This is a genomic window from Flavivirga rizhaonensis, assembly GCF_004791695.1.
Taxonomy (GTDB): domain Bacteria; phylum Bacteroidota; class Bacteroidia; order Flavobacteriales; family Flavobacteriaceae; genus Flavivirga; species Flavivirga rizhaonensis.
In genome coordinates this window covers 169,063-181,686 of the sequence record NZ_SRSO01000004.1, presented here as the reverse complement: position 1 = coordinate 181,686, position 12,624 = coordinate 169,063, and the positions used below count along the sequence as shown (strand labels likewise).

9 protein-coding genes are annotated in these 12,624 nt (G+C 32.1%); 3 read left to right on the top strand and 6 right to left on the bottom strand.

Translation table 11 applies throughout. From position 1 onward, the window contains the following. Positions 1–247: 247 nt before the first annotated feature. Together EM932_RS04470 and EM932_RS04465 are read right to left on the bottom strand one after the other, a co-directional pair. Complete coding sequence (locus tag EM932_RS04470; protein WP_135875919.1) at positions 248–664, bottom strand: thiol-disulfide oxidoreductase DCC family protein; 417 nt, start codon at positions 662–664, stop codon at positions 248–250. An 87-nt stretch (positions 665–751) separates the two neighbouring features. Then, complete coding sequence (locus tag EM932_RS04465) at positions 752–2,920, bottom strand: endonuclease MutS2 (RefSeq protein WP_135875917.1); 2,169 nt, start codon at positions 2,918–2,920, stop codon at positions 752–754. A gap of 199 nt (positions 2,921–3,119) precedes the next feature. Here EM932_RS04465 and EM932_RS04460 point away from each other — a divergent pair, with 199 nt between their 5' ends. Beyond that, complete coding sequence (locus tag EM932_RS04460; protein WP_135875915.1) at positions 3,120–4,208, top strand: DUF2911 domain-containing protein; 1,089 nt, start codon at positions 3,120–3,122, stop codon at positions 4,206–4,208. 63 nt (positions 4,209–4,271) lie between these two features. On the opposite strand, the gene miaE is transcribed toward EM932_RS04460, so the two are convergent. The 4 genes from miaE to EM932_RS04440 all read right to left on the bottom strand — a co-directional run bounded on the left by miaE (position 4,272) and on the right by EM932_RS04440 (position 9,855). Further along, a complete protein-coding gene (gene miaE, locus EM932_RS04455) occupies positions 4,272–4,853 on the bottom strand; it encodes a tRNA-(ms[2]io[6]A)-hydroxylase (RefSeq protein ID WP_135875913.1) in 582 nt (193 codons plus the stop codon). A 64-nt stretch (positions 4,854–4,917) separates the two neighbouring features. Next, a complete protein-coding gene (locus EM932_RS04450; RefSeq protein ID WP_170179720.1) occupies positions 4,918–5,142 on the bottom strand; it encodes a T9SS type A sorting domain-containing protein in 225 nt (74 codons plus the stop codon). A gap of 133 nt (positions 5,143–5,275) precedes the next feature. Continuing rightward, on the bottom strand, positions 5,276–7,435 hold the full coding sequence (recG, locus tag EM932_RS04445; RefSeq protein WP_135875909.1) for an ATP-dependent DNA helicase RecG: 2,160 nt from the start codon (positions 7,433–7,435) through the stop codon (positions 5,276–5,278). A 68-nt stretch (positions 7,436–7,503) separates the two neighbouring features. Then, a complete protein-coding gene (locus EM932_RS04440; protein WP_135875907.1) occupies positions 7,504–9,855 on the bottom strand; it encodes a T9SS type B sorting domain-containing protein in 2,352 nt (783 codons plus the stop codon). A gap of 151 nt (positions 9,856–10,006) precedes the next feature. Between EM932_RS04440 and EM932_RS04435 the strand changes: the two genes are divergently transcribed. Together EM932_RS04435 and EM932_RS04430 are read left to right on the top strand one after the other, a co-directional pair. Continuing rightward, positions 10,007–11,998 (top strand): M1 family metallopeptidase, encoded by a 1,992-nt coding sequence (locus tag EM932_RS04435; RefSeq protein ID WP_135875905.1) that lies wholly within the window; start codon positions 10,007–10,009, stop codon positions 11,996–11,998. 122 nt (positions 11,999–12,120) lie between these two features. Beyond that, on the top strand, positions 12,121–12,621 hold the full coding sequence (locus tag EM932_RS04430) for a MarR family winged helix-turn-helix transcriptional regulator (protein ID WP_246040889.1): 501 nt from the start codon (positions 12,121–12,123) through the stop codon (positions 12,619–12,621). Positions 12,622–12,624 lie beyond the last annotated feature (3 nt).

Sequence of the window (12,624 nt, the reverse complement as noted above, 5' to 3'; positions counted from 1 at the left end):
AATCTTGTCATTCAGAGCAACGCGAAGAATCTTATTTCACTCATAATCAGAGTCATATATTTTAAAGAGATTCTTCATTCCATTCAGAATAACACTTTTTAGACAGCCTCTTTTATGGGTTGTGAACTCCTCGAATTATTGAAATGAATTTGGTGCAAGTAAATTTACGAGGAATAGTTTTATTTGTATTAAAATGAATCAATTTGATATGGTATTTTGCCAGTACCTCACTTTGATATGATCAAAATTACTCCAAAAACTTACTCTTCAGCTCGGGTGTAGGAATCATACAAGCGTCCTTTTTGCCATACCACTTATAACGGTTTTTAGCAATGTAATCGTAAACCCAATTTCGAATAAATGGCGGAATAATAAAAAATACACGCATCAAATTTTGTGGAAAGCCTAAATGCATAGCAATTTTTAAAGCAGCAGTAGATTTTGATACTAAGCTACTTTTAGGAATATATAACAATATAGAATCCGTTTTTTTAGTATCTATATTAAAGCGCTCAATTATACGCTTACCAATATCGCTTTGTAAAGGCGCAAACATGAATATATTCTTTTTATCATGTTTTATAACATACTGCACACTGGTGTTGCAAAGGTTACAAACACCGTCAAATAAGATAAGTTTTTTATGTTTAGGTAAATCAATCATAAATTTGTATTGGAGAACCAACCCTAATTGTAAAATTCAATTATTAATTTTATTACTGAACACTGAACACTGAACACTGAACACTAATTACTTCTTCACTGCTTCCACAAGTTCTAATTGTTCTATACTTACATTAGTCGTAAAAATACCATAATTTACAACAGCCTTGTTTTTTTCAATTTTATCTATGCTACCAATAGCACGTCCATCTTCCATGCGTACACGGTCTCCAATTTTTAAAACAGGTTTTGGTTTAGGCGTTTCAATAGCTTTTTTCTTAGCCTCTTTTTTCTTTTTGCGTATAACAGTGACTACTTTTTCAGCTTCCTTTTTTATCTGTTCTTCTTTAGCTTTTATGGCTTTTTTCTGTTTGGCTGTTACTTTTTTGCGCTTAGAGTTTTCAATTTGCACGACTTTAAAAAGCTCTGCCATCAGCTCCCGTTTTTGTTTGTTGGCAAAGTATTTTTCAGCAATATCGTTTACTTTCTGGCCTAAATAAATAAGGCGCTGGTTACTATCGTATAGTTCCTGATAGCTTTCTAGTTTCTTTTGAATTTTAGTATTAATTTCCTCTAACTTATCAGCTTCCTCTATTTTTTTCTTTTCGTTTAGTTTTAACGATTGTCCAGTTTTTTCTAATCGGGAACGTTCCTTTTGAAGCTTAGCAATTGTTGCATCAAAGCGTACTTTGCTACGTTCAATTTTCTTTTTGGCACGGTTTATCAAGCTATAAGGAATCCCGTTTTTTTGAGCAACCTCAAAAGTAAATGAACTTCCAGCTTGTCCAATAACTAATTTAAAAAGCGGTAGAAGCGTGCGTTCATCAAAAAGCATATTCGCATTGAGCATATGTGGTAACTCGTTTGCTAAAATTTTTAAATTAGAATAATGCGTAGTTATAATACCAAAGGCTTCTCTGTGATAAAACTCTTCTAAAAAAGTTTCGGCTAAAGCGCCACCTAACTCAGGGTCACTACCAGTACCAAATTCATCAATTAAAAAGAGTGTGTTTTTATTACACTTTTTTAAAAAATAATTCATCTGTTTTAAACGGTAGCTGTAGGTACTTAGATGATTTTCAATAGATTGATTGTCTCCAATATCACTCAGAATTCTATCGAATAAGCAAACTTTACTGCGTTCATGTACTGGAATCAATAAACCGCTTTGTAGCATGACTTGTAATAAACCAACAGTTTTTAAAGTAATACTTTTTCCACCAGCATTAGGTCCTGAAATGACTATAATTCTACTATCTTGTTTTAATTCTATAGTCTGAGGAAAAGTAGTTTCTTTCTTTTCTAAATTGTTTAAATATAATAAAGGATGGTAGGCATCTCGTAAAAACATGCTTTTCCCTTCGGAAATCTCAGGAAGGATAGCATTCATAGATCGTGCATACTTCGCTTTCGCTGAAATAACATCAATATTTATTAAAAAAGCCTGATAGTTTTCTAATAATGGTAAAAACGGACGAATATAATTAGTAAGGTCTTTTAAAATACGAATAACCTCTTCTTGTTCTTCATATTCTAAATTATTAAGTTCTCGGGAATACTGTAAAGTAGTTTCAGGCTCTATGTAGACAATACTGCCTGTTTTACTACCGCCCATAATAGCGCCCTTAACTTTACGGCGATACATGGCTTTAACAGCGAGTACGCGTTTGTTCTCTACTACAGATTCACGAATATCATCTAAATATTCAAGATTATGATAAGTGGTTAGAGCAGAGGAGAAACTAGCATTTATTTTACCCTTTATAGAATTAATAGATTGACGTAACTCAAAAAGCAGGCTAGAGGCATTGTCTTTTATATCTCCAAATCGGTCTACAATAGCATCTACTTTTTCAATAATTACTTTAGTGATTTCTATATGTGACGCATATGCATTAAGTCCCGGATAATATTCCTCAAACTTTTTAAGATACTTAACGATCTCATTTACAGTTAATGAAATTGAAACTATTTTTTTTAATGCATGTACTTCTAAATAAGTGTTTTCAATTCGTAACAACTTGATTTCCTTTGAAATAGAGTCAAATCCATGGTTTGGAATACGGTTATCATTATAAAAAGAGGATAAGTATTCGTTCGTTAATTGCAAAGCACCTAGTAATTCTTCCTTTGTTTTGTAAGGGGCAGTTAATAGCGCTTTTTCATTTCCTAGTGCGGTTACGCAGTGTTCGCTTACTTGTTGTAGGACAGTTGAAAACTCTAAGTCTTTTAATGTTTTGTCATGAATGTTTATCATTCGTTTTCTCATCTGGGTATAAGAGAACAAAGTTAAAAATTCTATTCAATTTAGACGTGGTTTTATAAGAAGTAAATATAAGGTCTTAAATTCTTAAAAAATGTTAATTAACAGTGGGTTATAATTCTTTAACAAAACGCTAACACCTGTGGGTCAGATTTGTACATACCTTGAAAGCATAACTCAAGATATAACTAAAATGAAAACTAACAACCTTACCACATTATTTATGTGTTTATTACTTATTTTAAGTTTTAGCACATTAGCTCAGGTAAACATACCTAGAGGAAGTCAACAAGCTACAATGTCCCAACGTATAGGTATTTCAGATGTTTCAATAACATACTCCAGACCCAGTGTAAAAGATCGAGAAATATGGGGGAAATTGGTTCCTTATGGAATGAATAACTTGGGGTTTGGAACTTCAACTGCAGCACCTTGGAGAGCTGGGGCAAACGAAAATACAACCATAACTTTTACACACAATGCTAAACTAGAAGGAAAGGCTGTAAAAGCTGGAACATATGGGTTACACGTAGAATTAATAGATGCAGATAATGCCACCATAATTTTGTCTCATGATGCTAATGCCTGGGGAAGTTATTTCTATGATGCGTCTAAAGATGCATTACGAGCTGAAGTTAAAACTAAAACAATATCACATAAAGAACTATTGACTTATGAAGTGAATGACATACAACCAACATTCGCTATAGTGTCTCTTGTATGGGAGAAAAAAGAAATTCCTTTCAAAGTAGAATTCGATGTTACTAATATTGTTTTAAATGAATTTAGAGATAAATCTATTGGTAATTTAGGTTTTAATAGACAGAATTGGGAAAATATGGCTCGTTTTTCATTAAATAATGGCGGTGATTTAAATGAAGCATTAAGCTGGATTAATGGCGCTATTGCTGGTAATTTTTATAGCCAAAAAACATTTAACAATTTGGCTATTAAAGGGCAAATATTAAATAAATTAGGTAAAACTCAAGAATATGCTGCTTTAATGGATGAGGCCTCAACTATGGCAAATAAAAACCAGTTGAATGCTATAGGTTATCAAATGATAGCATCAAAAGACTATAATCGAGCACTTAAATATTTTAAGTTAAATGTGAAAAATCACCCTAAAGATGCTAATTCTTATGACAGTTTAGGCGAATGCTATAAAACTATGGGAGATAAAAAGAATGCTATAAAGTATTTAAAAAAGGCATTGTCATTAAACCCTCCAGCTAATGTAAAGGCAAATTCAGAAAAACTTTTAAAAGAGTTGGAAGCTTAATAAAAAATCATCAATCAAACTACAAACATTGTGATTAGCTCAACCGTTTTGGTTGGGCTTTTTTCATCCATGAATGGTTTCGGCTTTACCGTAATTTTTTATGACGATGCTTTCAAAATCAACGAGTTCTTGCCAGCGTTTGTCAACATCAATATCCTTTCCATATTTGCGAGCAAAACCTATAAACGTTGTGTAATGACCTGCTTCACTGATCATTAAATCATGATAGAATTTAGAAAGTTCAGGGTCTTTTATTTCTTTAGATAATAATTTAAAGCGTTCACAACTTCTGGCTTCAATCATAGCAGAAAACAGGAGTCTGTCTACCATACATTGCAGTCTATTACCACCTTTATTCATGAATTTATAAAGCTCGTTAACATAACTGTCTTTGCGCTCTCTACCTAGTTTGTAACCACGTTTTTTTATAATATCATGAACCATTTGGAAATGTTCCAACTCTTCTTGAGCTAATACTAATAAATCAGTGACCAGATCGGTATACTCTGAGTTTAAAGTAATGATGGTTATAGCGTTAGAAGCAGCCTTTTGTTCGCACCATGCATGATCGGTTAAAATCTCTTCAATATTAGATTCTACAATATTTACCCAACGTGGGTCTGTTTCTAGTTTTAAACCAAGCATATTATTTTATTTTTTATGAAGGTAATTTTAAAGCATTGGTAAAGCAATTAAAAATTCAAAAAACTTAGATTTTCATCAATCTTTTAGAGGTCATGCCTGTTTTTGTTTTTATATTTAAAAAATATAAACCAGATTTTAAGGATGATACGTTAATTGAATTGCTTATAATTAAATTTGCTTCAGTTGGGTTGGTATTGGTAGTTCTAAATCCAGTTCTTGTAGAATTTGCTGCTCCAGAACTAATAAATTGATAACTAGTTTGTCCGAATATGGTAAAAGTAAAAGCCAATAAAAAATTTATAAAAGCAAATAGTATTGTTTTTTTAGGGATTTACTTAATAATTGTAAATCAGATAAGTATAATTTATTCATGATTTGAATGTTTGAACCAAAAATAGCTAATATTTCCTTTTGATTTTTTTCTAACTTATATAATTCCAGATATTTTTGTACTTACCTAATGACTTATAAGTATCTAAAATTACTTTATTATCTGGAGAAGCCAGTATAGAATCGTTTTTAAGCACAGTTTTAGCATGATGTCTTGCTAATTGAAGAATATCGTTATCTTTTATAATATCTGCAATTTTAAGGTTTAAAACACCGCTTTGTTGTGTTCCCATAATATCCCCAGGACCACGCAAGCGTAAATCGACTTCTGCTATTTCAAAACCATCACTAGTTCTAACCATAGTTTCTAAGCGTGTCTTACTATCATTACTAAGCTTATGGCTCGTCATTAAAATACAATAGCTCTGTTCTGCACCACGCCCCACACGACCACGAAGCTGATGCAATTGTGATAAGCCAAAACGTTCTGCGCTTTCAATAATCATTACTGAAGCATTAGGTACATTCACACCAACCTCAATAACAGTTGTGGCTACCATGATTTGAGTTTCACCCTTTATAAAACGTTGCATTTCGTAATCTTTATCAGCAGGCTTCATTTTTCCATGAACGATGGATATTTGATAGTCAGGTAAAGGAAAATCTCTGGAAATACTTTCGTAGCCATCCATTAAATCTTTATAATCCATTTTCTCATTTTCCTGAATTAATGGATATACAATATAAATTTGTCTGCCTTTTGTTATTTCATCCTTAATGAATTTAAAAACATTCAGTCTATTTTTATCATAACGATGTACTGTTTTTATAGACTGCCTACCTGGTGGCAATTCATCAATAATAGAGATGTCCAGATCGCCATAAACAGACATCGCCAACGTTCTGGGAATTGGAGTTGCAGTCATCACCAAAATGTGTGGAGGTGTAGAAGTCCCATTATTTTGCTGAACGGATTTTGCGTCTTCCTTTTGGGAGGATTGAGGAGGGCCTTTCTTCCATAATTTGCTTCGTTGTGCCACTCCAAAACGATGTTGTTCATCTATAATAGCAAGCCCTAAATTTTTAAATTTTACCTTATCTTCAAGTAAAGCATGAGTGCCAATTAGTATTTGTAAATCGCCATTTTCTAGATTCTCATGAATTATTTTTCTTTCTGAAGTTTTAGTTGAACCTGTTAATAGTCCTATTCTGATATTCAATTTGTTACAGTATTCAAGTAGTCCGTTATAGTGTTGAACTGACAAAATTTCAGTCGGAGCCATTAAGCACGCTTGAAAACCATTGTCAAGTGCTATTAACATTGACATAAGGGCTACTATGGTCTTACCAGAACCAACATCTCCTTGTAATAGCCTGTTCATTTGCGCATTGCTACCCAAATCCGCACGAATTTCTTTTAAAACGCGTTTCTGTGCACCTGTTAATTCAAAGGGTAAATGTTCTTTAAAAAAGGTGTTGAAATGAATGCCTACTTTTTCAAAAGGAAAGCCTTTAATTTTTGTTTTGTGCACTAAATTTTTGATGATAAGTTGTAACTGAATATAAAATAATTCTTCAAATTTTAATCGAAATTGAGCTTTTGAAAGTAACTCTTGACTTTTCGGAAAATGCACATTAAAAAGTGCTTCGCTTTTAGAAATTAATTTGAGTTCGGTAAGTAAATTTTTAGAGAGTGTTTCGGTAAACCTTCCTCCAGTTTCTATAAATAGCTGTTGCATAATTTTACCAATCACTCGGTTTGTTATGCCTCTATTTGATAATTTCTCTGTAGAAGGATATACTGGTTGCATGGCAGAACGCAAATTTTGTTTATGAGCTTCCAATTCTTCTATATCTGGATGAGGCATATTAAACTTACCATTAAACCAATTGGTCTTTCCGAATATTATATAAGGCTTATTAAGTTTTAGGTTATCACGAATCCATTTTTGTCCTCGAAACCAAACTAACTCCATCGTACCAGTATCGTCTTGAAAAGTTCCTACTAAGCGCTTACCCCGTTTTTGAGCCACTTCTTTAAAGGCGATAATTTTGCCAACCACCTGTACATCTGCATTGTTGCGTTGTAGTTGGTTAATTTTATAATATCGTGTTCGGTCTATGTACCTGTTTGGAAATAAATTAATTAAATCCTGATAGGTGTGTATGCCTAGTTCCTTTCGCAATAAATCGGCACGGTTTGGACCAACGCCTTTTAAATAATCTATTGGTGTTTGAAGTTTTACAGACATAAAAGCGAATTTAAGTTATTTTTTAGAAGCAAAAAAACACTTTTAGTACGCCACTTGAGGACATAAGCTTAACGTTTGAGAGCGAAGTGTCCCGTATGTATTTCTCCATTATTTTCGAATCGGAACCAATAATCGGAATTTGGCAGAAGTTTTCCGTTAAAACGACCATCCCATCCTACGTTGTTAGGGAATAGTTGCTTTAGTAATTTTCCGTATCTATCGTAAATAAAAACTTTAGAGCCAGGGTATTTCTGGACTTCGTAAATATGCCAATTTTCATTTATGCCATCTCCATTAGGAGTAAAAAAGGGTTTATAGCCGAAAGCCGTAATGGCTTTAGTTATAGTTTTACAAGCAGATGTATCTCTTATGTATATGGTATGATCTCCAACGCCTACTTCGAATATATTACTTGATTGATACACCTCACCATCCAACGAGTATTCAAAGTCTTGATTAGATAATGTGTTTATAGTGAGTGTGATAAGAGATGAGAATGAGGACATCTCAATGTCAAAATTATCTATAATGTCAAATGGGAATACCTCAAAATTGGTAATGTTTTCGCAAATAGTATTATTATCGAAAGTATCAAAGATTGATAAGGTATAGGTATCTGGTTGGGTAATAGTTATTGAACTATTTGTTCCTATGATATCTCCATTACTATTCTGCCAGGATAAACCCTCAAAATCTCCGGCATTAATTGTAATACTCGGATTATTAGGACATAAAAAGTACATGTCTTCTACATTAGGTGCCTGTAATAACCTGGAATATAAAGTAAAACTGGTAATATCGTAACAATCTAAATTATTGATATTGGAAATTTTTGCATAAATAATTTCTTCATCACTAAATTCGGTATATTTAACAGGTAGTTCAATAGCATTTATTGCATTTAAACTGCTCGAATGGTAACTTATTTGGTAATCACTTTCGAATTGTATACCTAATATGTCATTGTTCTTAGTTGATAAATCGAATTCCTTGTTGTTTTCTGTATAACAAAAACTGGAGTCAGAAATAGTATTTGCAATAGGTGTTTCGTAAATAGTGATCTCTTTAGTTAGTGTCTTTCTGTTTGAGATTGCATTAATATTTGAAGTGGCTGTTACCTTTACAGTATAGTTTCCAGGACGATCATAAGTATGTAATGGGGCTATGTCTGTAGATGTGTGTCCATCACCAAAATCCCAAAATACCTTTGAATTATTACCATTTATATTTACTGAGAATTTTGTAGAATATCCCAGACAGAAATTTTTAGCTAAAATTTCATTAATAAAATAGGATTGGATAAAAGGGGGAAGGCCAAAAGCTGCTTTTCCTAAGCCTAAATTAATGGCATTAAATCGAAAATTAGAAAGGCTGCCTAATGCATTGGGATTATCAATAACAGCTAAATAGTTTGTTTCATTTTGTGCGACGTATATTTTATTATCTATAGCTATTTGTAAAGCATATAACCCTATGTTTTTACTCTCAGCAATTATTCTTGCTGAATCTAAAATGTTGTTTTTGTTATAATTACTAACATCAAATTGATATATATAATATGTTAATCCATCAGTGTCCAGAGCTTTGGTACTTATGTAAAGCTTACTACTATCTGAAGAGAATTCCAAACCATATGGTCCTTTGGGAGTACGTATAGTTGAATGAATTAAGGAAGAGCCAATATTGATGGGTGCACTAATTTTCCCCTTGGTATTGTCAAAGCGAAATAATTCTACTTTTGCATTGTTATTATTATAATAAGCTGTGTTTGTTATAGCTAGTAGTTTCCCATTAGGTGAAGTTTTCATGTAGCCTTGAATGCCGCTAATGGATCCTACAGCAGAAATGACAGGTATAGTGTTTAAGCCTGCTTCACCTAACAAATAAGTTATAAATTCATTACTATTGCGTTTGTGGGCTATAATCCAGACATCGTTCCCGTTTGCATGCAATACAGCTGTTAATTTTTCATAAACTTCGTTTTCCAGAGGATTATTTTTACTGAAAATATCTCCCATGCCTCCGTCTAATGACATATCCAAAATATTATATTGTAATCCGTTAGAAACTCCGTCATTTGTAAAGATGTAATAAATATCTGAGGTTTGTGGAAGTGGGATTATAATACTGGATTGTGTGCTGGAATTGTGTCCTTTTAAACCAGAGCCATTAGGCATCACATCATGATTTCTGTTCCAAACTGTAATGCCATCAGTATAAAATAATAAATTACCATCTTTGTCAGATATAGTGGCAGATCCTTCTAAAGATGTGAGTTCACCATCACTTAAAGCAACTGGAACTCCACTATTAAAGTCCAAACCTGCATTTTCTCCAAAGTACCAGATGGCCGTTTCTTTTTGTGCATTTAAAAAAGTAACAGCGAAAAGCAAACTATATATGATACTTTTTCTAAACAATAAAGTAAATTTATTTTAAAGATCTATTTAATTCTTTAAAAGAGTTTAATTATTAGTTATTTAACGAACGTTACACGAATTTAATTATTTCTCATACTTAAAGTTCGTATTTAAAGGTTATTTTAGTGTAATTTTTGTTCAGAACATGTTTATGAAATATCTGTTTTTTATTTTATTGTTGTTTATTGGTTTTTTTTCTGAAAGTCAACAAGTTGGGTATGTCGATTTTAAAATGGCAAAAGTTGATGTTATTTTTGGAGATTTATTAAAACGAGAGATTTCGGGAGCTATTTTATATGAGTTTAAAGTTTTAAAAGATATCGATTCTATTTATATTGATGCTAGGTCTTTTGAGGAAATAGAATATATACTAGATGGAAAGTTTGAAGGAAATTTATATAATGGAAAACAACTTATTATAAAACATCCTTTTAAGGCTAATAGCAATCATAAAGTGAATATTACATGGAAAACGAACCCCAAAAAAGCTATGTATTTCATTGATTGGAATCATGATGAAAGTATCACTTCAAGAGATTCATTACAAGTAAATTGTATAAATAAGCAAATTTGGACACAAGGACAAGGTAAATACACAAGTAATTGGTTGCCGAGTTTTGATGATATGAATGAAAAGGTGGAGTTTGATTTGTCTGTTTCTGTTAATGAGGGGTATGATGTTATTGCTAATGGAAAGCTAATAGAGAAAACGGTTAACGGAGATTACACGAAATGGCAGTACAATATGGAGCAACCCATGTCCAGCTATTTAGTAGCTTTAGCTATTGGCAAATACGATAAAAAAGTAGCATACTCAAAAAGTGGCATTCTGTTAGAGATGTATTATTATCCTGAAGATTCTTTAAAGTTTGAACCAACCTATCGTTACACCAAACAAATGTTCGATTTTCTGGAAGAAGAAATTGGTGTTCCATATCCTTGGCAAAATTATAAGCAAGTGCCAGTAAAAGATTTTCTGTATGCCGGTATGGAAAATACTGGAACCACTATTTTTTCTGATGCTTTTGTGGTTGATTCCATTGCTTTTGTTGATAAAAATTATGTAAATGTTAATGCACATGAATTAGCGCATCAATGGTTTGGGAATTTGGTTACAGAAACTTCAGGAACGCACCATTGGTTGCAAGAAGGCTTTGCAACGTATTATGCTTTACTGGCAGAACGTAATATTTTTGGTGATAATTATTACTATTGGAGGCTTTACGAATATGCTCAGGAGTTATTGGAACAGCATAATACCAGGCGAAGTACATCGCTTTTAGATCCTAAATCGAGTAGTATAACTTTTTATAAAAAAGGAGCTTGGGTGTTACATTTATTACGTGAAAAAGTGGGGGATAGGGCTTTTAAAAAAGCGGTAAGAAATTATTTGAAAAAACATCAATTTAAAAATGTAGAAACAGATGATTTTATCAATGAAGTAGAGAAGGCAAGTGGTAAGGACTTAAAAGCATTTGTTGAAGCTTGGCTGGAGACTAAAAAGTTTAATTATGATGAAGCTTTGAAGAGCCTTGAAAAATCAGTATTTATGCAAGAATATCTAATGGTTGATTGTACGGCCTACACATCCAAATGTTCGGGTTATTTGTTATCTGGGATTTCGGATGAAGCTAAAATAAAAGTCATTTTTCAAATGCCAAATCGATTAAAAAAAGAGGATTTTAAGAATTCTCTAAAGGTGAGACAGGCCATTGCTAAAAGTATATCTAAAGTACCAGAAGAGTTTAAAAAAGAATACGAAACATTTCTTGACGATAAATCATATGTAACTATAGAAGCTGCTTTATTTGGTCTATGGAATAGTTTTCCTAAAGAACAAAGTAAATATTTAGAAAAAACTAAAGGTATTGAAGGATTTAACGACAAGAATATAAGAACGCTTTGGTTAACACTTGCTTTAGTTACTGATGATTTTGAACCCGAAAACAAAGAATTATTTTTTAATGAGCTTCTTGACTATACAAACGCAAAATACGGTTTTGAGATACGCATGAATGCATTTAATTATTTAATGTGGATAAGTTCTTGTGGAGAGAAATGTCGAGAAAATTTGAAACAAGCTACAAAGCATCACAATTGGCAGTTTTCAAAGTTTGCAAAAAAGATGCTTAAAGTTAAGTAAATACCAATCTTCAGAATATAAAATGCGTTAATCACCTCTATGACTTACCTCAGGACTGCCTGTCGATATGATGGATAGTTGTTTTAAGTATTTTTTATTAATAAAAATTTAACTAGTTGCATATGCAACTAATTGGAGTTTTAGTTTATGTTTGCACTATGGAAAACGATGACATTCATATAGATTTTGAAAACTCTATCGGTCCTTGGCTAGGGAAAACCGTTAAAATTATTGATTATGCTTTTCAAGAATTTTTGAAGTATAAGGGGCTAGACTTAACAAAAGAGCAAATGATTGTTTTAAAGAAGCTTCATGACAAAAATGGATTGAATCAAAATGAGCTTGCTTTTTTAACATTAAGAAACAAATCTTCTTTAACAAGATTACTTTCTAAAATGGAACGCAAAAATTACATTTTAAGAAAACAAAGCACAAAGGATAAACGCGTAAATAATGTTTATCTAACCCAATTAGGAAAAGAGATTTTTTTTAAAACTAAACCTATTATAGAAGAAATGATAACAGATATAGAGTCAAATATTTCAGAGAAAGAGAAAGAACAAATAATAAATATATTAAAGAAAATACAATCAAATTTTAATTCTAAAATTGAATCATTATAAAAT

What these genes read in the sequence shown, in the direction of transcription:
- EM932_RS04465 (WP_135875917.1), bottom strand. Translation starts at nt 2,920, where the DNA reads ATGATAAACATTCATGACAAAACATTAAAAGACTTAGAGTTTTCAACT.
- EM932_RS04470 (WP_135875919.1), bottom strand. Translation starts at nt 664, where the DNA reads ATGATTGATTTACCTAAACATAAAAAACTTATCTTATTTGACGGTGTT.
- EM932_RS04435 (WP_135875905.1), top strand. Translation starts at nt 10,007, where the DNA reads ATGAAATATCTGTTTTTTATTTTATTGTTGTTTATTGGTTTTTTTTCT.
- EM932_RS04460 (WP_135875915.1), top strand. Translation starts at nt 3,120, where the DNA reads ATGAAAACTAACAACCTTACCACATTATTTATGTGTTTATTACTTATT.
- miaE (WP_135875913.1), bottom strand. Translation starts at nt 4,853, where the DNA reads ATGCTTGGTTTAAAACTAGAAACAGACCCACGTTGGGTAAATATTGTA.
- EM932_RS04430 (WP_246040889.1), top strand. Translation starts at nt 12,121, where the DNA reads ATGCAACTAATTGGAGTTTTAGTTTATGTTTGCACTATGGAAAACGAT.
- recG (WP_135875909.1), bottom strand. Translation starts at nt 7,435, where the DNA reads ATGTCTGTAAAACTTCAAACACCAATAGATTATTTAAAAGGCGTTGGT.